Below are 22,609 nucleotides of genomic sequence, written 5' to 3'. Positions count from 1 at the left end.
GGTATATTCCATCAAATAAACGATAAAATAATACCACATCTACGTTTAGAATCTGCATAGTTTTGTATGGTAGCTAAGCGTTCTTAATCCACATCTGTTGGGTACCGGGAAAAAGGGATTGAATCCCAATCTGAGCATTTTATCAAAGCATAGCCTATGAACGCCCAAGCCAGCGAAAGCACCTGTTTTTGCTAAGAAGCTGTTTGGAGTTTTATGCCTGTTTTCATAAAAACAGCCTGAAAACGGCGATACAAGCGGATGCTTGCACTAGTGTACAGACAAACCGCTGTTTCTGGCCTATTTCCATAGAAGTAGCCTAAAAACAATGGCACCAGCGGACGCTTGCACCAGAGGAATTGCTCTAAATGCCGATTAATGAAAAACTCTAAACAGGTTTTAAGTCAAAAGAACTACAGCGATTACGTTTTAAGCCCTTTACCAACAGCACCCATGACTAGAACCCTACTGGCTTCCCTTTTTCTGGTGTTCACCCACCTTACCTCCTTCGGGCAGGCTTCACCTATTAATAAGAAAGCCACGCAGGAAACCAGAAATCTGTATGCCAACCTGAAACGCCTCTCGCAAAAGGGAACCATGTTCGGTCACCAAGACGCCCTGGCGTATGGGGTAGGTTGGAAATACGAACCCGGCCGGTCAGACGTGAAGGAAGTGGTGGGCGAGTATCCGGCGGTAGTGGGCTGGGAATTGGGACACCTGGAACTAGACAAGCCCATGAACCTGGACAGCGTTCCGTTCCAGAAAATGAGGGAATTCGCGCAGGAGGTATACGCCAAAGGTGGCCTGAACACTTTCAGTTGGCACTTGAACAACCCGGTTGCCCCTTCCAAGACCAGCTGGGACGCGGCAGATTCCACCATTCAGCATCTGTTCAAAGACAAGAAAGCCATGAAACGCTACCAGTCTTGGTTAGATGGCCTGGCTGGTTTCATGAAAACCCTGAAAGGGCCCAACGGCGAGTTGATCCCGGTGGTATTCCGCCCGTTGCATGAGCATACCGGTAGCTGGTTCTGGTGGGGCCGCAAGCATTGCTCTCCCGAAGAATACAAGCAGATGTGGCGCTTCACCGTGGATTACCTGCGCAAGAAGAAAGCCAACAACCTGCTGTTCGCCTACTCCACAGACCGCTTCACCTCGCGCGAAGATTACCTGGAGCGTTTTCCCGGCGATGACTACGTAGACATAGTAGGCTTTGACCTTTACCACCGTCCGCCCGCTGCCCCCAACCAATTGGCCCAGGCCAACCAAAACTTCATCCAGGACACCCGCCGAATGGTGGAAACCCTGCGCCAGATTGGCCAGGAGAAAAACAAAGTCTGGACTCTGAGCGAAACCGGCCTGGAAACCCTGCCCCAGGCAGACTGGTGGACGAATGTGCTCATTCCCATCATCAAAGATGCGGGTTTGTCTTACGTGATGGTTTGGCGCAACGCCAGAAAAGACCATTTCTACGCTCCCTACCCAGGCCAGAAATCTGCCGATGATTTCAAGGTCTTTTATCAGAACCCCAGAGTATTCTTTATTAACAAGGTTCAGCAAGAAAACCTGTACGCGCCGGTTCCGCAGAACAAACAAGCCGCGAAGTAAGCATTAGCCTATCATCAGTTGACTCAAAAAACTAACCTAAAAACACCTCATGAAGTTAACAGCGCTTGACGTAGGCATCATCCTCCTCTACCTGGTTTCGGTGGCGGCCATAGGATTGATATTGCAGAAGAGAGCCCAGGCGAACAAAGAAGCCTATTTGCTGGGCGGCAACACCCTGCCCTGGTACGCGCTGGGTCTTTCCAACGCCTCGGGTATGTTTGACATTTCCGGCACCATGTGGATGGTCATGCTGGGCTTTGTCTACGGCCTTAAAAGTATCTGGATTCCGTGGCTGTGGCCGTCCTTCAACCAGATTTTCCTGATGATGTACCTGGCCGCTTGGCTCCGCCGCTCCAACGTAACCACCGGGGCCGAGTGGATGCTTACCCGCTTCGGGCGGGGGAAGGACTCCAACAAATCGCACGCCATTGTGGTGGTGTTTGCCTTGCTCAGTTGCATGGGTTTCCTGGCGTATGGTTTCATTGGTTTGGGCAAGTTCGTGGAGATATTCGTGCCCTGGTCAGTGGTGCAGCCGTATTTGCCTTTCACCATTCCGGCAGCGTACGTGCCCCATTTCTACGGCATGCTCTTCACCTTCTTCGCGGTATTTTACTCTATTTTGGGCGGCATGGCCAGTATTGTGTGGGCCGATGTGCTGCAATACATGATTATGACCGCCGCCGCAGTGGCCATTGCGGTTCTGGCCATGAACAACCTGGATGTTGCCCAACTGAACGTGCCCGAAGGCTGGAAGACTCCTTTCTTTGGCGCTACCCTTGACCTGGACTGGACGGGCATTATTGACGAGGTAAACGCAAAGATTCAGGCCGATGGCTATTCCCTCTTCGGCATCTTCTTCATGCTGATGCTATTCAAAGGCGTACTGGCTAGTTTGGCGGGCCCTACCCCCAGCTATGACATGCAGAAAGTACTTTCGGCTAAATCTCCGCAAGACGCCGCTAAAATGAGTGGTTTCGTGTCAGTAGTGTTGATTCCTACCCGTTACCTGATGATTATCGGGTTCACCGTACTGGCGCTGCTCAACTACAACCAACTCAACCTGCACTCGGCCAACGGCATTGACTTTGAACGCATCCTGCCAGCCGCCATCCAGAACTTCGCGCCCAACGGACTCATGGGCTTAATTCTGGCTGGTCTTCTGGCCGCCTTTATTGGAACCTTCGCGGGCACCTTGAATGCCGCGCAGGCCTATCTGGTGAATGACGTGTACCTGAAATATGTCAACCCGAAGGCCTCCAACAAAACGGTGAACAGCATCAACTATCTGACTGGTATTGTGGTGGTGTTGGTGAGCATGGTGCTGGGCTTGTTCGCCAAAGACGTGAACAGCTTGTTGCAGTGGATTGTGGCCGGTTTGTACGGAGGCTACATCTCGGCCAATGTTCTCAAATGGTACTGGTGGCGCTTCAACGGCAACGGCTTCTTCTGGGGCATGTTGGCCGGAATTATCCCAGCGCTTGTTTTCCCTTATTTCACCGAGGGCCTGGATCTCTATTACTTCCCGTACCTGTTGCTTATCTCTTTGGTGGGTAGCATTGTGGGCACCTATCTGGCACCGCCCACCGACATGGAAACCCTGAAAGGCTTCTACCGCAACGTACGTCCGTGGGGCTTCTGGGGGCCGGTGGCGGAGCAAGTGAAGGCCGAAGACCCCTCTTTTGTGGAGAACAAGAACTTCTGGCTGGACATGTTCAACGTGGTCATTGGCGTGGTGGGCCAGATGGCGCTTACGCTGCTGCCCATCTACCTTGTCTTAAGCATGTTCACCGAACTCATGGTGGTGCTGGGCATCATCTTGGTCGTGGGCGTGATCCTCAAGAAAACCTGGTGGAACCGGCTCGACCATGACGGCGACAGCGTGGCCTCTTCCCTAAAAAGAAAATTAGTTTCCCATTCATAAGCAATCCGCGGCCCAACATCTGCCGCATATTAACCCTTTACCATTACCATCATGGAAAACACCTTCCAGAAAAGACAGCAAGCATTGGAGCAGTTTCATTCTGCCCTAATCACCAGAAAGAACGAGAAGCAGCCCCTGGGCAACGGCATCTATGACAAATATAAATTCCCGGTTTTAACCCATCAGCATGCCCCCATTGCCTGGCGCTACGACCTGAACCCCGAGACGAACCCCTACTTTATGGAGCGCATCGGCGTGAACGCGGCTTTCAACGCGGGCGCCATCAAGCTGAACGGCAACTACCTGCTGGTGGTGCGGGTGGAAGGCAATGACCGCAAATCGTTCTTCGCCGTGGCCGAGAGCCCGAACGGGATTGACAACTTCCAGTGCTGGGAGCGGCCTATCACCCTGCCCGAGACCGAAGACCCAGACATCAACGTGTACGACATGCGCGTGACACAGCACGAAGACGGCTGGATTTACGGCCTGTTCTGCACCGAGCGCAAAGACCCTTTTGCCCCCGAAGGCGACCAGTCTTCGGCCACCGCCCAGTGCGGCATTGCCCGTACCCATGACCTGAAAACCTGGGAAAGATTACCTGACCTGAAGACCACTTCACCGCAACAGCGCAACGTGGTTCTACACCCGGAGTTTGTAAACGGCAAATACGCCCTGTACACCCGTCCGCAGGACAGCTTTATTGAAGCGGGCAGCCGCGGCGGTATTGGCTGGGGTTTGACCGATTCCATGGAGAACGCCGTGGTAAACGAGGAGCTCATTGTAGACCCAAAAGCCTACCACACAGTTTATGAGGTAAAGAACGGCCAGGGCCCCGCCCCTATCAAAACGGATAAAGGCTGGCTGCACCTGGCCCACGGCGTGAGAAACACCGCCGCCGGTCTGCGCTACGTGCTGTACCTGTTCCTCACCGACCTGCAAGACCCGTCCAAGGTGATTGCCAAACCGGGCGGGTACTTCATTGCCCCCGAAGGCGAAGAGCGGGTGGGCGACGTTTCTAACGTGGTATTCGCCAATGGCTGGATTGTGGACGAAGACGGCAGCGTGTTCATCTACTACGCTTCTTCAGACACCAGAATGCACGTGGCTACTTCCACCGTGAACCAGTTGCTGGATTACGTGCTGCACACCCCCGCCGACGGGCTTCGTTCTGCCGCGTCGGTGCAGCAAATCAATCTGCTGGTAGACAAAAACCAAGCGTACATCCAAGGCAAAAAGCAGGCAGTAGCCCCAGAATTAAACGGCGTTGCTTCATGATTTCTTCTCCCAATACCTCTTTCGCACCCCAGCTTTCGGTCTACCGGCAGGAGATGGAAACCGAACTGGAGAGAATATTGGCTTTCTGGATGGAGCGCACCCTTGACCACCAGAACGGCGGCTTCGTGGGGCAGATAAACCACACCGGAACCGTCAACCCCGAGGCACCCAAAGGCAGCATCCTGAATGCCCGCATCCTGTGGACGTTTTCGGCCGCTTTTCGGAAAACGGGGCAGGAAACGTACCTCACCATTGCCAACCGAGCCTTTGAATACCTGACCAAGCACTTCTTGGATTCCGCCGTGGGCGGAATCTACTGGATGGTGGACGCCAAGGGCCAACCCCTAAACACCCGCAAGCAGATTTACGCGCTGGCATTCACCATCTACGGCCTAAGCGAATTTCACCTGGCTACCCAAAACCCCGAAGCGTTAAAAGTAAGCCAGGAATTATTCCAGTGGATGGAGAAACACAGCTATGACCCCGAGCACGGCGGGTACCTGGAGGCCTTCAGCCAAGCGGGCGAATTGCTGGAAGACTTGCGCCTGAGCGAAAAAGACCGCAATGACCCCAAGACCATGAATACGCACCTGCATATTCTGGAAGCCTACGCCAACCTGTACCGTGCCTGGCCAGACCCGCAGTTGGGAAACCAGCTAAGGAGCCTTATTGGGGTGTTTCTGCAAAAGATAGTGGATACGGCCACCGGCCACCTGAAACTCTTCTTCTCCCGCGACTGGATTTCCTCAGCCAACCTGGTTTCCTACGGCCATGACATTGAGGCCTCCTGGCTGTTGCAGGAAGCCGCCGAGGCGCTGGGCGACCAGGCCCTTTTATCAGAGGTAAAGGAAGTAGCCCTCACCATGGCAAACGCCACCGCCGAAGCCTTGCTCCCCGATGGCAGCCTGTACCATGAACTCAACGTGGACAAGAACCACTATGACAAACACCGCGAATGGTGGGTGAGCGCCGAGGCGATGGTGGGTTTCTTCAACGCCTTTGAGCTAACCGGCTCCGAAGACTTTCTGCAGCGGTCGCTGGGCTCCTGGAAATTCGCCCAAACCTACTTTCTGGATCTGGCGGAAGGCGAATGGCATTGGGGCGTGCACGATGATTACACGCTCATGTCAAAGGAAGACAAAGTTGGTTTCTGGAAATGCCCTTACCACAATGCCAGGGCCTGCCTGGAAATCATTCATAGATGTGAGAAAGAACTGGTTCATAGCTAAACAGCTTGGAGAAGGTTTATCGCCTGTTTTTGCGAAAATGACTCAAAACCAGCCTCCTGTTTGAGGGCTGATTCTGGAAAATGAGCCTTAAAACCATTCCGTCAAAGAAGTGGAAGAATACGCTTTCACCCACTTGCTGTTTTGAGCCTATTTTTCCAGAAACAGCCTTAAAACAGCAAGTGGATTCACCTACAAAACATCATACTTCCCCAGACCTAACCCATCAAACAAACATGAAAAAACTATTCCTTTCCGCGGCCACCTTCTTACTGTCCCTCTCGGCCTTTAGCCAGGGAAACAACTACACGCAGAACTATAAGAAGTACGAAGGCTTGGCCATGACCCCTCCCATGGGCTGGAACAGTTGGAACAAATTTGCCTGCAACGTAGACGAAAAACTGATTAGAGAAACCGCCGATGCCATGGTGAGTTCGGGCATGAAAGCCGCCGGTTATGAGTACATCAACATTGACGACTGCTGGCACGGCGACCGCGACAGCCTGGGCTTCATCCACGCCGATCCTAAGCGCTTCCCGTCTGGAATGAAAGCCTTAGCCGATTACGTGCACTCCAAAGGCTTGAAACTAGGCATCTACTCTGATGCCGGTTCCCAGACCTGCGGGGGCCGTCCGGGTAGCCGCGGGTATGAGTTCCAGGACGCGCAGATGTACGCCAACTGGGGCATTGATTACCTCAAATACGACTGGTGCAACACCGAAGGCCTGAAAGCCGAAGGCGCTTACAAAACCATTGCCGCCGCCTTGCAAAAAGCCGGCCGTCCGGTAGTGCTCAGCATCTGCGAGTGGGGCACCGACAAGCCCTGGGAATGGGGCCCGGCCGTTGGGCACCTATGGAGAACTACCGGCGACATCTACAACTGCTTTGACTGCGTGGAAGACCACGGCACCTGGAAATCATGGGGCGTGATGCAGATTCTGGACAAGCAGGAAGGCCTGCGCCAATACGCTGGGCCGGGTCACTGGAACGACCCCGACATGCTGGAAGTAGGCAACGGGATGGCCGTGAACGAAGACCGGGCCCACTTCACCATGTGGAGCATGCTAGCCGCCCCGCTCATCGCCGGAAACGATCTGCGCAAGATGAGCAAAGAAACCGTTGCCATTTTAACCGACCAGGAAGTGCTCGCCATCAACCAAGACAAACTCGGCGTGCAGGGCTTAAGGTATTTGGTGAAAGACAGCCTGGAAACCTGGGTGAAACCGTTGGAGGGCGGCAAGTGGGCCGTGACCTTCCTGAACAGAGCCAAGACTCCGCAGAAAGTAACCTTCGACTGGAAGAAAACGCCCATCACCGATGACCTTTCCAAAAGAGAGCTGAACGGCGGCAAAACTGACTACAAAATCAGAGACGTGTGGACGAAGAAAAGCCAGGGCACCACTAAAAAAGCTTTCGAGGCTACCGTGCCTGCCCACGACGTGGTGCTATTGGTGCTTTCTGAATAAAGTATCTTTTTCTGTTTTAGGCCTGTTTTCTGCAAAACAGGCCTAAAATGCATTTACAGCAGAAGTGAACGATAACCGCAGTTCTTTTAGAACTTCTGCTTACCTTAAGATTCACGCAATAGTTTAGGCAAGATGAAATTGAAATCAGTAGGAAAACTCTTTATTGGCATGCTGCTTACCGGCGCAACCACCTCGGCGGGAGCCGTCTCCCTTCCGGCTATCATCGGGAACCACATGGTACTGCAGCGCAAGGCCGAGGTAACCATTTGGGGCTGGGGCAACACCGGCGAGGAAGTCACCGTGACCGGCAGTTGGGACAACAAACCCGTCAAAACCAAGGTGAATAACCAGGCCAGGTGGGAAGTAAAATTGCAGACTTCCGCCGCCAGCAGCCCGCAAACGGTAACGGTGAAAGGCTATAACACCTTGGTGCTGGAAGACGTGTTGCTGGGCGAAGTTTGGTTATGCTCGGGTCAATCCAATATGGACTGGAACGCCAACGCCGGTATTGACAACGCCGAGCAGCACATCCAAGAAGCCAATTACCCGTCTATCCGCTTCTTCCAGGTTTCAAAGCGTACCGCCGATGCGCCGCAACTAGATTTGCCAGGCCAATGGGTAGTCTGCACGCCCGAGACCATGAAACATTTCAGTGCGGTGGGCTATTTCTTCGGGCGGGAGATTCACCAGAACCTGAAAGCGCCGGTTGGCTTGATTAACAGCAGTTGGGGCGGCACCCCCGCCGAGATTTGGTTTAGTGCGCCCGCCATCGCTTCTAACCCTGTTTTGGCAGAATCTGCCGCAAAACGCAAAGAAGTGGAATACGGCCCCACGCAGCCCGCCAAAGCCTACAACGCCATGATTGCGCCGCTCATCCCCTTCCGCCTGGCGGGTGCGCTTTGGTACCAGGGCGAGTCTAACGTAGATGCCCCAGACGTCTACGCCCAAATGCTGCCCGCTTTAATCCAAGATTGGCGCACCGCCTGGAAAAACAAGTTCCCTTTCTACTTTGTGCAGATTGCGCCTTACAAGTACGGCGGTGCCGAAGAATGGCCCCGTTTAGCCGAAGCCCAATTGAAAACCTTAAGCGTTCCCAACACGGGCATGGCCGTCATCAGTGACGTGGGCAACGTAGACGACATCCACCCCAGAAACAAACTGGACGTAGGCAAACGCCTCGCTGCCTGGGCCCTGAACAAAACTTACGGTAAGAAAGACGTGCTTTTCTCTGGCCCGGTGTACCGCGAGATGAAGAAAGAAGGAGACAAAATCCGCCTCCATTTTGACTATGCAGACCAAGGCCTGGTGGTGAAAGGCAAAGAACTCACCCATTTTGAGATCGCCGGCGAAGACCAGAAGTTTGTGCCCGCCCAGGCCAAAGTAGACGGCCAAACCATTGTGGTGAGCGCCAAGGGCGTGAAGAACCCGGTGGCCGTCCGGATGGGCTGGAGCAATAGCGCCAATCCTAACCTCTTCAACAAAGCAGGCCAACCCGCCTCTGCCTTCAGAACCGATAACTGGCCAAAGAGGAACTAACTTCATACCTTATTTTAAGCGGCTTTTCTGAAAAAGGCACCTAAAGCCCTCCAAAAGCTCTCCTAGAGACTTTAAAAGGCTTGCGAATAACTAAACAATTCATTCTCTATTCCTCATTCAACCCCTCTCTGTCATCCTGAAAGGATCTTATGGGCGAACTAAACAGGCCTTAAATAAACGCTACTGCCGTTTGCTGCCAAGATCCTTTCAGGATGACAGAGAGGTATAGTTTGATTTGTCTCTCCACTCTGCTGCTTGCTTCATGCTAACTCAAACAGCACTCCTTATTTGAAAGTATATGAAAAAACTCTATCTTCTTCTCGCCCTGCTGTGTACTTCCTTTTCCCAGCTTTACGCCCAGAAGGCAATTGGCTTTGTGGAAACAGACGGCCACCTGTTCACCTTAGACGGCAAGCCTTACTACTATGTGGGCACCAATTACTGGTACGGTGGTTTGCTGGGTTCTACCGGCCAAGGCGGTGACCGCGTTAGACTAACCAAAGAATTGGATATGCTGAAGAAAACGGGCGCAACCAACCTGCGTATTCTGGCCGGTGCCGAAGGCCCGAACAATCAGCCTTACCGCGTCTCACCGGGGTTACAGATGTCACCGGGCGTGTACAATGACACGCTGCTGGCCGGGCTTGACTTCCTGTTAGCCGAAATGGCCAAACGCGATATGAAAGCCGTGCTGTACCTGAACAACTCCTGGGAATGGTCGGGTGGGTACGGGCAGTACCTGAACTGGAACGGCTACGGCCCCATCCCCTACGCGCTGGCGAACAACAATGACTGGGCTGGTTTCATGCGCTATGTAGGCCAGTTCCACCAATGCGCCCCCTGTAAGCAGCAATTTGCTGATCATATTACCTATATGCTAAGCCGCACAAATCAGTTCACAAACAAAAAGTACACCGAAGACCCGGTGATCATGGCTTGGCAGATTGCGAACGAGCCCCGCGCTTTCTCCATGGCCAACGTACCGGCTTATGATAAATGGATTAAAAGCACTGCCGCATTAATCAAATCCTTAGACAAAAACCACCTGGTTTCTACCGGCTCAGAAGGCTCGCACGGCTCTGAGGCTTCCATAGACGTGTTCAAGCAAGTGCACACTGACCCTAACATTGATTACTTGACCATGCACATCTGGCCGAAAAACTGGGGCTGGCTGGACATCAAGAACATCCCCGGCACGGTAGATTCTGCCGTCGCCAAGACAGACCAGTACATGGATCGGCACATCGCCTTCGCCCGCGAACAGAAAAAGCCGATTGTGATGGAAGAATTCGGGTTACCGCGAGATCACCACCAATACAACCTTACTGATCCTACCTCTGCCCGTAACAAGTATTACCGGCACGTGTTTGAGCGGGTACTCACCAGCGCGAAAGAGAAAGACGCCTTGGCCGGAGCCAATTTCTGGGGCTTCAGCGGAACCGCCCGGCCTAACCCAGCGCGCCATTTCTGGAAACCCGGCGATGACCTCATGGGAGATCCTCCGCAGGAAGAACAAGGCCTCAATTCTGTTTTTGACACAGACAGCACCATGCCGCTTATTGCCAGGTACACCAAAGCGGTAAAGAAAGCGGCGAAGAAAAAGAAGCAGTAACCCACCTTTGCAGGAGAGCATCAATGGAGAGCCCCGGCGAGTCTGGAGACTCGCTTCATCCCATGGCACGAGACCGGAGTCTCGCGCCAGTTTACTTTCTAACGTGAACTCGGAAATTCTCACGCCTTCCGTCCCCCTTGGAAGGGGGTAGGGGGATGATTACTCGTGCTGAATACGGCATTTTGGAAGCTCCAAGAGGGGGAGGATGTACCATTGGACAGGCGGATTTCCGCCCTCTTCCGCCTTTGGCATCCCCCTACCCCCTTCCAAGGGGGACGGAATGCGTGTACAGCCTAGTAGAAAGGCAAACAATGGAAACAAAATGGATTATCGTATCCCTTTAATTCCCGAGTTCACGTTTTCTAAAGCCTGCTTCCGCGATGCCGTCTGCGCCAAAGACCTCATAGCGTCCTTAGACCTGCGAGCGTCTGGGCCAATGCCGTTTAGAGCCCGTTTTCCGCAAACCAGCCCCAAAACGCTGGGGCGAAGGGAGGATGTCTGCCCCCGCGGGAAAAACCAACCGCAGAAAGCAATACGTGCCCGAGACAAGGCAGTGCCTGGTCTCAACCAATATCCAATAACTCCGGTTTCTGCGTTTTGGGTCTGTTTTCCGAAAAATAGGCCCAAAACGCATCACCTTCTACGGTACTTTCTGCGGAAGGCCAGGTAATGAAAGCAGAAGCACTCAGGGATTGCCTGCGCATTCTAAAGTTATTTTTTCAAAGGAGCGCCTACGGCAATACTGCAGTCATGGCCGGGTTGTCCGTGCGGTGGGTTCAACCCCTTGGCGGTAGAGATAGGTGGCGCAGACGGAAGAACGGGCGCGGGCGGTAAGCCCGCGGGAGCAGCACCGGGGGTGGCAGTTGTCTGGGGGGGCGAGTTCAAGGGTGCGCCCACCTGAATATCACAGCGGTGGCCGGGCTGGCCGTGTGCCGGGTTTAAACCGGCGGCAACCACTGGCTGTGACGCTTGCGCCGGTTGTCCCGCAGGCGTCGGCTGGGTCATAACAGGCGTGGTGGTGTTTACGGTAGGGGAATTCACCGGCAAGGCCGTATTTTGCGTTTTATTGTTCTCTGCAGCAGTTGTATCATTGGTTTTAGAGCAACTTGCAAAGCAGAACAGAGAGGCAGCCAAAACTACCGGAATCGTGTTTTTCATACTCAACATGTAAAAAATAAAGGCCGGGAAACCACTGGTTGTAGCCGCCCGCACCTACAAGATAAGAAAAAGTTAGCAGGAGTTCCTGTCCTTACTATTAAGAAGGTTTACAATTCCCACTTTCTTCAGAATAATTGCATTATCTACAAAACGCTTTGACCCCTTAGAAGCGAAAAAACAGAAGCTGTTCTTAATGACCTGACAATGCCGCGGATTTAAGTATTCGGACAGAAATAATTTTCTCTTCTCTGCTCCCTGTCCTCCTGCAAGGATTTGGGTGGCGGAGGGCAAGGGCGTTTATTCCCGATTCGCCCACCAGATTCTTTAAGGAAAACAAAAGAGATAAGTACGCGGAAAAATTAGTTTGTCCTACTCTTTTGTCTTCCTCCTGGAAGGATCTTGGTTGCGAACGGCAATAGCGCTCCATCAAAGCTATTCTAGTTCGCCCACCAGATCCTTTAAGGAAGACAAATAGTATAACGTAATGCTGTCTCCGTACTTAGCTTCATTTGTCCTGCTACTTACTTCCGTGGCTCAAGGTTACTTTCTTGCTCTTTCAAGTTTATCAATCCCTAACAGCACCTTTAGCAAAAGTTCCCTTGCAAGGTTAGCATGGTTCAAGTGAAAGACATGCTCCCTTTGCTGGTTATCCCGCATTTCTGCCATGCTTCAGCAGAAACGTTTTTGGCTTCGGCTTACACGCATGCACCTGGCCAACCGTTAGTTTAGCATGGGGTTCTGCGGAAACTTAGAGAGTTTTGATTTGGAGGCGAACACCAGCATCTGAATCATGACACCTATAGCAATGATGAGGGCAAACTCAAATTGCGTGAGAATGGCAGAACCGGCTATGATCTGCTTAGACTGCTCATTGAGTCGCTTCCCCTCTGCCACCTGAATATGCGACAGATAGTTTAAATGGCTGGCCGCTTCTCTGTATTGGGCATCCATCAGGTTTTTGGCCTGTAGCCGTTCCTGCCCTACTGCTGGCTGAAGCACGAATTGGTTTTCCAGGGCCCTTAGCTCCTGCAGGTTTTGCTTGAAAGCACTAAAGTACCGGGCCTCATCTCTGGTTAACTCGGTCTTCTCATATTTTTCCAGCAGCCCCAAGATGGCCGAATTGTTTCCCATCAGCTTCTCTGGCAGCAGACCATGGTCGGTTTCAGCATAGAAGCTATTGTCTACCAGCATCTTCTTCTGGTACAGGTGCCCCGAAAGCTGGTAAATGTAGCTCTCCACCAACAGCCTGTCTTCGTACACGGCGGCAAAGGAAGAACCTAGTTTTGTCACATTCTTACTGTCCATCATGTTTTTGGCCAGCACCAATACCAACACCACGGCCAACAGAAGCGCGGCCTTTGTTTTATGCTTAACACTATATACCCATCTCATCTTATAGAAAGTAAAGGATTAGAAAATCAGGATAGGGGAAGTACTTACAGAAAGCAATCTCTTGCGGCTATGACAGCAGAGAAGAACAAGGCTTCGCCCTGCATTGAAGTTACAAAACTTACCCGTTAAATACTAGCAACTTACCTCATTTCTTCTCGCCAGCTCCGGCTTTAGGCCGAAGCCGTTTAACGAAGCCGAGACGAAAATGGAACGAGAAAAGTGTTTAAGGCCTGTTTTCCTGAAAACAGGCCCTAAACACAGCTTATGCCCATCTGGAATTCATCTCCTGGAAGAAGGCATCGTTCTCTTCTCTGGAGGCATTGCGCCTCACCTCTGAGGTTCCGAAACCAACTTCCAGCTCACCGCTGTCCATGCGCCCCATCACCGAATCTGCGAACTCATCCAGAGGGGCCCCGAAGGTGTGCAAACCCGTTCCGCCTAACGCTGTATTCACGGCGGGCGGCACTATCTCCACCACTTCCACGCTGGTCTTGGAAAGCAGATACCGCAGAGACATGGTAAAGGAGTGCAAGGCCGCTTTGGTGGCGCAATACACCGGCGCAAAGACGGCGGGCGTAAAGGCTAATCCAGAGGTGACGTTCACAATGGCTGCGGTGGGCTGCTCACGCAGGTGCGGCACAAACAAACTGCACAGGTGAATGGGTGCCTCCAGGTTGATGGCTATTTCCTGCTGCGTCTTGCCCCACGCCTCCTGCTCGTCTACCAGGTTTACCCGCCGCTGAATACCGGCATTGTTCACCAGCACGTTGAGCCCCGGAAACTCCTTGGTAGCCCATTCTGCCAGCGTTAGCCGCTCTGCCTCTTGCGCCACGTCACACACCCTGGTATGCAAACCGGGATGTTTCTGCCGCGCCTCCTTCAGTTTGTCCTCGCGTCGGCCACAGACAATGACGGTGCTCCCCGCCTTTAAAAACCGTTCGGCAAGGGCCAACCCAATTCCTGAGGCGCCTCCGGTGACCAGTACTGTGTTTCCCGCTAATTTCATTCTTTCTGCCTGAGATTATTTGATCAAAGATGTACCTATCTTTACTCATTAGCCGCAGACGGGGTTTTGTTTGATGCCCTGCTCCTCCAAAGTACGTTTGCGTAATGGACATAAAGGAAAACGCAAAAGCCACTCCCTCCTTTGACCAACATACGCCCGCCTTTTATCTAGCTGATTGGTTTTCAGGCGGTTTTAGGGAAAACGAACTGAAAATGGATTCTTCTGTAGTGCTGCACACCCGCTAGCAAGATAGAAAACAGGCAGGCTCATAGGCTTGCACGGCCTGCACATGGAACAGATTGCCTGCCCATTGGCTGCAGGGAAATGCGCCAACAGCAGGGTTACTCACTTGAGATACGGAAGGCTACTTTCTGCCTTACCCCACACCAGCGCCCCATTCAACCTTATATACTAAAATTCATATTTTACTTTCCACAAAATCTACTTCTTCTAAAAGCTGACATCTATCATTTTTTAAAGCAAATAGACTAACTAGAATTGCTTTCACGAACAAGAACACGTCTATGGGTAAGAAAATATTTGAAATGTTGTTTTGTACTACGCAAAGCAACATTCCAAACATCCTCATCTATATAATTTGCACTATTATAATTAAAAGTAGTTGTTATGGTTACTTTTAAAGTATTTTTTTATACTTGTTGTATTTATTAAATTATCCATAAACTTTGCATTGTTAATAGTTCCTAGTCCCCCCTCAGAAACTTTACAAAGCAAGCATCTCCCCCAGAGCTTACTCTACCAGTTATTAAAAAACAAAGCAGTGCGCCAGATCCAACTCTACCCATGTAGATACCTAGTGAAGCAACTCATCGGCAGCAACTTTATAATTTACTATTACTTGTATTTTTTACTATCAACCACTTATAGACGGCAATAGAAACGGAACCGACAGAAGAGAACAGCCATCAACAGACCCTAAAACAGTAATTCCAAATTAAGCACAGGTTATATAATCCAACTTTACTACCCAACCCTTTATGAAAACCTTTACTATTAACTCTTCCCAAAAGAGTGAAAGTATACGGCATGCCTTTTCCAAGTCTCACTTGAGAAGGTCTTTGCCCTTCTACTCCATCATACTTACTCCATCCAGCTAGTACTTGTGATGCCGATTTCTCTACATGGTTTTAGCGGCAGCAACATGAATTTCTCTTGGAGAAGCATGTCTGCTGCAAACTTGTTGAAACAAAACCCAAGTCAAATATTTCAAGCTTAATCAATTGTTAAAAATGAAACACTTTTACGCACCACCAACAACACATTGGTGGCAAACATTAATCTTTGAAAGATCGAAATCCAAAACGCTCTTGCGATGGATGGTTCCCATCTTGCTTTTGGGAATTTCTTTCACGAGTAAAGGACAGACAACTGAACTTACTTACACAGGGAAAATCCAAACCTATACCGTCCCTGCTGGTGTAACCAGGATTTCAATTGAAACCTTTGGGGCACAAGGTGGTAATAACGGTGGCTTGGGAGCCAGAATGAAGGGAGAATTCAATGTACAACCTGGTCAAACCCTGAAAGTTCTAGTAGGGCAACAAGGCGCCACCTCCTTTGCAGGAGACTTCAACCAACATCATGGTTCAGGTGGCGGCGGAGGTACCTTTGTAGCAACGGATGATAATATTCCGTTAGTTGTTTCTGGAGGCGGCGGCGGAAACGTAGGCTCCCCTAATGGCAATATACACGCCTCAGCCTCTACCTCTGGCTTTGATGGAAACAGCACTTATTCACCAACTTTATTTGGAGCAGGGGGCACAGATGGCAATGGAGCACAAAATAGCCCAACCGGTGACCCTCACGCGGGTAATGGAGGTGGGTTCTTTACTGCAGGTCAGGATGGATCTTGCGGAGGGCCCGGTCAGGCCTTTATCACAGGTGGCGCAGGAGGAACAGGCTGCAGTGCGGAAGGGGGCTTTGGCGGCGGCGGCGCTGGCGGAAACGCAGGCGGTGGCGGCGGCGGCGGCTACTCCGGCGGCGGTGGTTCCTATCATTACCCAGGCAACGGCGGCGGCGGCGGCTCATACAATGCAGGCACCAACCAGAATAATTTGGCCGGTGTCAATACAGGCAATGGGAAAGCGATCATAACGGTACTCTCTGCAACCTACTATCAAGACTCTGATGCAGATGGTTATGGTAATTCTGCTGTAAGCGCAATGGCTTTAACTCCCCCAGTAGGTTATGTACTGCGTGGCGGAGACTGCAATGATAATGATGCTTCTTTCAACCCAGGAGCTACAGATTTATGCGACGGTATTGACCGCAACTGCGACGGTGTAGTATTAACTAGGCCAACAGGCATTTTAAGCGGCAGCAATACTACCTGTGCAGGCCAATCGACAACCCTTACTTTCAACCTGACAGGTACAGCCCCATGGAGCATCACCTATACAGACGGAACTACCCCTGTAACCGTAAACGGCATATCAACTTCCCCTTACACCGTTTCAGTTAACCCAACAGCCACAACAACCTATTCTTTGACGGCTGTCTCAGATGCGCTGTGCGCTGCCACCTCAGTTACCGGCTCTGCCAAAGTGACGGTGAATGCTTCGGCTTCCATTACAGCACCAGAAAACATTGTGACTACAACAGAAGCAGGTAGAGCGGGTGCCACTGTTTCCTTTACAGCTACGGCTACAGGAACACCAAACCCAGCAATCACCTATACAATCAACGGTGTAGCAGTTACGTCTCCTTACTTTTTCCCGGCAGGCACCACAACGGTAACCGCAACGGCAACCAACAGTTGCAACGCAGACACGAAAACATTTACGGTAACGGTAAATGACACCGAGGCACCAGTTCCTGTTTTAGCCACTTTGCCCGCAATCACCGGTGAATGCTCTGCTGCAGCAACGGCACCCAAAGCCAATGATAATGTCACAGGTGAAATTACTGGAACAACAGCAGCCCCTCTCTCCTATACTGCACAAGGAAACTATACCATTACTTGGATATATACAGATGCCGCTGGCAATACTTCTTCCCAAACCCAAACTGTAGAGGTGAAAGATGTTACCAAACCAGTATTTGCAGCAACTGCTCCTGTTGCAAAAAATAATGATCTTGATAAGTGTGGTGCCGTTGTTACTTATCCAGCCCCAACAGCTACAGATAACTGTCGTGTGAATGATCCTAATGCAGTTCATACACTTTCTCAGGGAGGACGGTTGTATGATTATTTGAGCAAAGTGCTAAAGAGTCAAATCTCCCCAGGTTTACCAATAACCTTCAACCCAACTGATGGGAAGAACATGGCTGTATACCTAGTTAGTAATTCAAGTACCGCTAGGTTATATCAAGACATTGTGCTGCCAGCCTCAGGCCCTATAAGCCTTTCCTTTGACTTTCAGTATAAAAACCATACAGGATCAACGATTAATGGGCAAAACTTATCAGTTCGACTAAGGGATCCTGGTAGTAATGCTATTCTGCGCACGATTTACTCTATAAGCTCACCTAATACCCCTGCTGCAATACCAATGACCAATCTTAACTTTGATATCTCAGAGTTTGCTGGAAGATCAGTAAGATTAGAGATGGTAGATGTGGCTAATCCTTCTCATTATATTGATATTCTATTAGATAATGTAAAAGTGACTGGCAGCAGCCTTGTCAACGGAAGCTTTGAGAATGGGTATGACGGGTGGAACATCTCTGCTTCCAACCCTACAAGTGTTACTTGGGGGATTGGGAATGCAGCCACAACCCCAGTGACAGTTACCCAAACCGCCGGTCTTGCTTCAGGTTCCTTATTCCCGGTTGGTACCACTACCAACACCTTCGTGGCAACTGACGCCGCTGGAAACACCTCTACCACCAGCTTTGCTGTAACCGTTACAGATACGCAGAAGCCAACAGTTGTAACCCAGAACATTACGGTTCAGCTAGATGCCAATGGTGCCGCAACTATCACACCGGCTCAGATCAACAACGGCTCTACTGACAACTGTTCAATTCCTGAAAATGGGTATAGCTTAAACAAAACCAGCTTTAACTGTTCTAATGTGGGAGCCAACACAGTTACGTTAACCGTAACTGACGTAAATGGCAACGTAGAAAGCAAAACAGCAACAGTAACAGTAGAAGACAAAACCGCTCCAATTGCGGTTGCGAAGAACATTACCGTGCAAATGGCGGCCAACGGAGAAGCCGTGATTACCCCAGAAATGGTGAATAACGGTTCTTCTGACTTGTGTGGATCAGTAACGCTGGCCCTTTCCAAGTTAACTTTTGGCTGCAACAACTTAGGCGAAAACACAGTGACATTAACCGTCACAGACGCAAGCGGCAACACCCATACCGCCACCGCCACAGTTACCGTAGAGGACAAAGTAGCACCTACAGCCATTGCCAAGAACATCACGGTTCAACTAGATGCAACTGGCAATGCCTCCATCACGGCAGATCAGGTAAACAACAATTCTACTGATAACTGCGGCATCACCACCATTGCCCTTGACAAGCTCAGCTTCACCTGTGCCAATGTAGGTACCAACACCGTGATTCTCACCGTGACGGATAAGAGCGGCAACACACATACCGCCACTGCCACCGTAACAGTAGAAGACAAAGTTGCACCAGTAGCAAAAGCGAAGAACATTACGGTTCAACTAAACGCGTCTGGCACCGTGACCATCGCGGCAGCTGACGTAAATAACAACTCTACGGACAACTGCTCAATTGCTGAGAACGGCTATAGCTTAGACAAAACCAGCTTTGATTGCTCTAACGTAGGCGCTACCACCGTTACCTTAACCGTGACCGATGTTCATGGCAACAAGTCTACGGCTACGGCTACTGTAACGGTAGAAGACAAAATCAACCCCACCATTACAGCTCCCGCAGCGGTGACGGCAACGGTTGACCCAGGCAAAACAACGGCCTCCAATGTAGCATTAGGTACTCCGGTAACGGCAGATAATTGTTCTGTAGCGTTGGTCACCAACAATGCTCCTGCTGAGTACCCAACCGGCACCACCACCGTCACCTGGACTGTGACTGATGCCTCGGGCAATACGGCTACCGCCACGCAACTGGTAATCGTGAAGCCGAATGCGGTTTCTGCGGCCAGACCCGCCACGTTAGAGGTGCCTATCCGGACTACCTTCGCTAAGGTGAACAAGCCTGCTACCGTAGCGGTGACCTTTACTGACGGCAACGTAGTGCAAGTGCCCGTCACCTGGCAACAGGGAACCTATAACGGGTTGGAAAGCGGAGACTATGAACTCACGGGAGCGCTTACCACGCCTTCAGACCGGTCTAACGTGAACAACGTGGACGTGAAATGGACAGTGCGTGTTATGCCAAACCAGGCTCCTACCAACATCACGTTGAGCAAAGCATCTTTCCAGCCTAGCATTACACCAGATCAGGCCATCGGGACTTTGACCGCTACCGACGTGGATGATCCGCTTGACAACCAGCCCGAGAACCAACACTTGTATGAACTGGTAACGGGCGCAGGCAGCACAGACAACGCGCTGTTTGAGATAGACGGAAACCAACTGTTCCTGAAATCAAACAAAGGCTTGTCCGGCAAAACATCCTTCTCCATTAGAGTGAGAACGGTAGACCCGTACAACAACACGTTTGAGAAAACCTTCACCCTTACCAAAGAAGGCTACAACGTGGCCACGGTAGACCTTAAAATAGTGAATGCCTTCTCCCCTAACGGCGATGGCGTGAACGATACCTGGACTGTGCCGGAATTGAAGTTCTACAATAACATAGAAGTACAAGTATTTGACCGCTCCGGTGTACGCCTTTTCCAAACCACCAATCCTGAGCAGGGCTGGAACGGACGCAACCAGCACGGCGATGTGTTGGCAGGGCCTTACCTGTACATCATCCACGTGAAAGACATCAACTATGTGAAGAAAGGTACCGTGACAATCCTTAAGAAATAACGAAAATGAAAAAGTTGACCATATCCATTTGTTTACTGCTTTCTGCTCTGGGCGCTTCCGCCCAGAGCCGGAAACACATTGCCAACTTCTCCCTGTTCCAGCAGTACTTCAACCCGGCCCTGACGGGCTATGAAGGCTCCATGGTGAAGACCTTTTACCGCGACCAGTGGACGGGCTTTGAAGATGCGCCGCGCACCCTCTTCGCCTCCGTTGAGTTAGACCAGGCAGATATCTCCGCCTGGCGGAAAACTGACGTGCTCAAAACCCAGGAGACCGATGCCTACAGCCGCCAGGCCGGTGCCAAGCACGCCTGGGGTCTTTCTTTGCTACATGATTCGTTCGGGCCGTTTGTAGAAACCCAGGTAAACCTGAGCTACGGTTCCCGCATCCGGCTTTCTGAAAGCCTGAGCCTTCGGGCCGGAGCGGCCCTTACCTATGGCATCCAGCGCATGAACGGCAACAAGCTGGTGCTAGACCAAGCCAATGACCAGGAGTTCGCCAATTACCTGGGCAATGAGAACCGGGTAAACAAGCTGGACGTGAATCTGGGTGTGATGCTGACCGGCGAAAACTTCTATGCCGGGTATGCCTTGCAGGATGCCACCAAAGGCGGAATTTCCTCCGGAGATGAATTCATGGACGGAACCTACACCATGCAACACGTAGCCCAAGTGGGGTACCGCACCGCGGTATCAGAGCAGGTAGGCTTGGTGGCAAACGGAATCTTCCGCTATGACAGCAAGCAGAAAGAAACCACCGAAGTACAGGCCAAAGCCGTGTTCCAGAATATCTTCTGGGTGGGTGGCGGTTACCGGCATAACCTGGCCTACACGCTGAACGCCGGCGTAAGACTGAATCAGTTCCGGGTGGGGTACGTGCACGAGATGCCTACCGGCGATGCCCACCTGATTGGCAAAAACACCAGTGAGTTCATGGTGACGTACAACCTGATTCCGGCCAAATACCCTAAAATGGGAAGAAAAGTAACTATGTGGTAACCAGAATTTTTCAGAAAGAATGAAAAGAACCTTTTACACAATTGCCCTCCTTCTGTCTACCGCAGCAGTGACCCGCGCCCAAAGCCCTATCAAAGAAACCCGGGAGCAAATCGCCGATGTTTTTTTGGTAGGCCAGGATTTAATGATTTATGCCGTGAAAACCGGAGACGGGCAGTACCTCTACTCTGAAAAGCGCGGCGACCAGTCTTCTTACCAGAAAGAACCCGTCCTGAACACCGGCGCGGTGAATGCCTTGATTGGGTCTAATGCCGCCGGTGACGAACTGTACATCTATCAGAAAACCGGCCGGAACGAGGAGAAGATTGCCACTTACCGCTGGGATGGCAGCACTTTCCAGAAAATAGGCGAAAAACCGTTTCCTAAGCTCAAGAACCATTCGTACAACTTAGGTTCCTATCTGTCGCCAGACCAGAACACGCTTTTGATCACGGCAGATCTGCGCAACACCAAAGGCTACGAAGATCTTTACCTGAGCAAGTGGGAAAACGGCAAATGGTCTAAACTGGCCAACGTAGGTGCGCCCCTCAACACCCGCCAGGCAGAATTCTCCCCTTACGTGGTGAACGATTCGCTGTACTTCTCGCAGAAAGCTGGCGAGCAGGCCTACGTGTATTCCATGCCCCTGGACAAGGACTCTAAGCCCACCGGCCAGCCCCTGAAAGCAGGAAACAGCATAAACAAGGAAAACGCCTTCACCTCGGCCTACAAACGGAAAGGAAACACAGAAATGTGGATCACCCGCACGCCAGACGGCCTTTCTACCGTTTACCTCACCGAGCCCGCTCCCGTCCAGGAGACGCCTGCGGCAGTGGAAGAAGTCCCTGTAGCACCGGCAGCCCCAACTCCCGCGCCCACTGAAATAACGCTGGGTTTCGGCTTCAATGAAGTGTTCTTATCTCCAGAACAGGCCGCATCTCTGGACACCTTCCTCGCGCAGCAACCCGACAACGCTTCCCTGTGGGTGAAAGGGTATTCTGACAGCGTAGGCCCAGACCAAGCCAAAAGCAGGGTAGCCCGCCAACGGGCCGAGTTCCTCAGAAAGTACCTCCAACGGTACCACGGAACCCGTCAGTTCAAGGTAGAAACCGCCAGCGATGTCCTGGGCAGCGAAGGCCCAGACTTCCGCAAAGTGGAAGTGCACCTGCACTCTAAATAACAGCACACCACCAATTCTAAAAGGGAGGCTTCATGACAGAAGCCTCCCTTTTTTATGGCCAAGAGTAGGTTCTTTCTTGCGCTGAAAAATAATGGATGGCGCGAAAGCGTTTCTGCGCTGTTTTGGCTAAAAGAGGCAAGAAACGCAACTAAGTCATTAGAGCTTGTTTAAATTTGAGGTTTGCTGGCGAAAACGGCCAGAGAAAGGTTCTGCGGAAGCGTTTTTTGAGCAGCGTAGCAGCGCTACGGTGCGAGAAAAAGGAGAACGCAGGTTCTTTTTATGGTCGTTTGTAGCGCAA

16 protein-coding genes and 1 pseudogene are annotated in these 22,609 nt (G+C 51.4%); 13 read left to right on the top strand and 4 right to left on the bottom strand.

All coding sequences use genetic code 11. The features are described from left to right. Nucleotides 1–450 precede the first annotated feature (450 nt). From HHO50_RS16450 to HHO50_RS16420, 7 genes are all read left to right on the top strand, one after another. Nucleotides 451–1,605, top strand: a complete 1,155-nt coding sequence (locus tag HHO50_RS16450; RefSeq protein ID WP_181307502.1) for a glycoside hydrolase family 26 protein — start codon at nt 451–453, stop codon at nt 1,603–1,605. A gap of 49 nt (nt 1,606–1,654) precedes the next feature. Beyond that, nucleotides 1,655–3,526: a sodium:solute symporter family protein gene (locus HHO50_RS16445; protein ID WP_181307500.1), complete on the top strand. Its 1,872-nt coding sequence runs from the start codon at nt 1,655–1,657 to the stop codon at nt 3,524–3,526. 51 nt (nt 3,527–3,577) lie between these two features. Then, the gene (locus HHO50_RS16440) at nt 3,578–4,801 is read left to right on the top strand and encodes a glycoside hydrolase family 130 protein (protein ID WP_181307498.1); all 1,224 of its coding nucleotides are present in this window, start codon (nt 3,578–3,580) and stop codon (nt 4,799–4,801) included. After that, complete coding sequence (locus HHO50_RS16435) at nt 4,798–6,030, top strand: AGE family epimerase/isomerase (protein WP_181307496.1); 1,233 nt, start codon at nt 4,798–4,800, stop codon at nt 6,028–6,030. The genes HHO50_RS16440 and HHO50_RS16435 overlap by 4 nt, the downstream gene beginning before the upstream one ends. A 233-nt stretch (nt 6,031–6,263) precedes the next feature. After that, a complete protein-coding gene (locus HHO50_RS16430) occupies nt 6,264–7,493 on the top strand; it encodes a glycoside hydrolase family 27 protein (protein WP_181307494.1) in 1,230 nt (409 codons plus the stop codon). A gap of 132 nt (nt 7,494–7,625) precedes the next feature. Continuing rightward, entirely contained in the window at nt 7,626–9,029 is a 1,404-nt protein-coding gene (locus HHO50_RS16425; protein ID WP_255478783.1) for a sialate O-acetylesterase, read from the top strand. Nucleotides 9,030–9,327: 298 nt separating this feature from the next. Further along, a complete protein-coding gene (locus tag HHO50_RS16420; RefSeq protein WP_181307492.1) occupies nt 9,328–10,641 on the top strand; it encodes a cellulase family glycosylhydrolase in 1,314 nt (437 codons plus the stop codon). Nucleotides 10,642–11,352: 711 nt separating this feature from the next. On the opposite strand, the gene HHO50_RS16415 is transcribed toward HHO50_RS16420, so the two are convergent. The 3 genes from HHO50_RS16415 to HHO50_RS16405 form a co-directional block, all read right to left on the bottom strand. Then, nucleotides 11,353–11,799, bottom strand: a complete 447-nt coding sequence (locus tag HHO50_RS16415) for a hypothetical protein (RefSeq protein ID WP_181307490.1) — start codon at nt 11,797–11,799, stop codon at nt 11,353–11,355. Nucleotides 11,800–12,519: 720 nt separating this feature from the next. After that, nucleotides 12,520–13,191, bottom strand: a complete 672-nt coding sequence (locus tag HHO50_RS16410) for an MCP four helix bundle domain-containing protein (protein WP_181307488.1) — start codon at nt 13,189–13,191, stop codon at nt 12,520–12,522. Between the two features lie 262 nt (nt 13,192–13,453). Beyond that, complete coding sequence (locus tag HHO50_RS16405; RefSeq protein ID WP_181307486.1) at nt 13,454–14,197, bottom strand: SDR family oxidoreductase; 744 nt, start codon at nt 14,195–14,197, stop codon at nt 13,454–13,456. 104 nt (nt 14,198–14,301) lie between these two features. On the opposite strand from HHO50_RS16405, the gene HHO50_RS16400 reads away from it, so the two are divergent. From HHO50_RS16400 to HHO50_RS21575, 3 genes and pseudogenes are all read left to right on the top strand, one after another. Continuing rightward, nucleotides 14,302–14,442, top strand: a complete 141-nt coding sequence (locus HHO50_RS16400) for a hypothetical protein (protein WP_181307485.1) — start codon at nt 14,302–14,304, stop codon at nt 14,440–14,442. Between the two features lie 1,492 nt (nt 14,443–15,934). Further along, on the top strand, nt 15,935–16,312 hold the full coding sequence (locus tag HHO50_RS16395) for a hypothetical protein (protein WP_181307483.1): 378 nt from the start codon (nt 15,935–15,937) through the stop codon (nt 16,310–16,312). A 68-nt stretch (nt 16,313–16,380) separates the two neighbouring features. Next, a pseudogene (locus HHO50_RS21575) lies at nt 16,381–16,494 on the top strand (putative metal-binding motif-containing protein); the annotation flags it as partial. 428 nt (nt 16,495–16,922) lie between these two features. Here the strand turns inward: HHO50_RS21575 and HHO50_RS21370 are convergent. Then, nucleotides 16,923–17,111, bottom strand: coding sequence for a hypothetical protein (locus tag HHO50_RS21370; protein ID WP_255478788.1), 189 nt, complete (start codon nt 17,109–17,111; stop codon nt 16,923–16,925). A 598-nt stretch (nt 17,112–17,709) separates the two neighbouring features. Here HHO50_RS21370 and HHO50_RS21365 point away from each other — a divergent pair. The 3 genes from HHO50_RS21365 to HHO50_RS16380 are packed head-to-tail and all read left to right on the top strand — an operon-like array spanning nt 17,710 to nt 22,311. Further along, nucleotides 17,710–20,136 (top strand): gliding motility-associated C-terminal domain-containing protein, encoded by a 2,427-nt coding sequence (locus HHO50_RS21365; RefSeq protein ID WP_255478787.1) that lies wholly within the window; start codon nt 17,710–17,712, stop codon nt 20,134–20,136. 5 nt (nt 20,137–20,141) lie between these two features. Next, the gene (locus tag HHO50_RS16385) at nt 20,142–21,134 is read left to right on the top strand and encodes a PorP/SprF family type IX secretion system membrane protein (protein ID WP_181307479.1); all 993 of its coding nucleotides are present in this window, start codon (nt 20,142–20,144) and stop codon (nt 21,132–21,134) included. 19 nt (nt 21,135–21,153) lie between these two features. Then, nucleotides 21,154–22,311, top strand: coding sequence for a hypothetical protein (locus HHO50_RS16380; protein ID WP_181307477.1), 1,158 nt, complete (start codon nt 21,154–21,156; stop codon nt 22,309–22,311). Nucleotides 22,312–22,609 lie beyond the last annotated feature (298 nt).

The sequence above is a fragment of the Rufibacter sp. XAAS-G3-1 genome, from assembly GCF_013623775.1.
In the GTDB taxonomy this organism is placed as follows: domain Bacteria; phylum Bacteroidota; class Bacteroidia; order Cytophagales; family Hymenobacteraceae; genus Nibribacter.
This window is presented reverse-complemented; position numbering and strand designations above follow the sequence as displayed.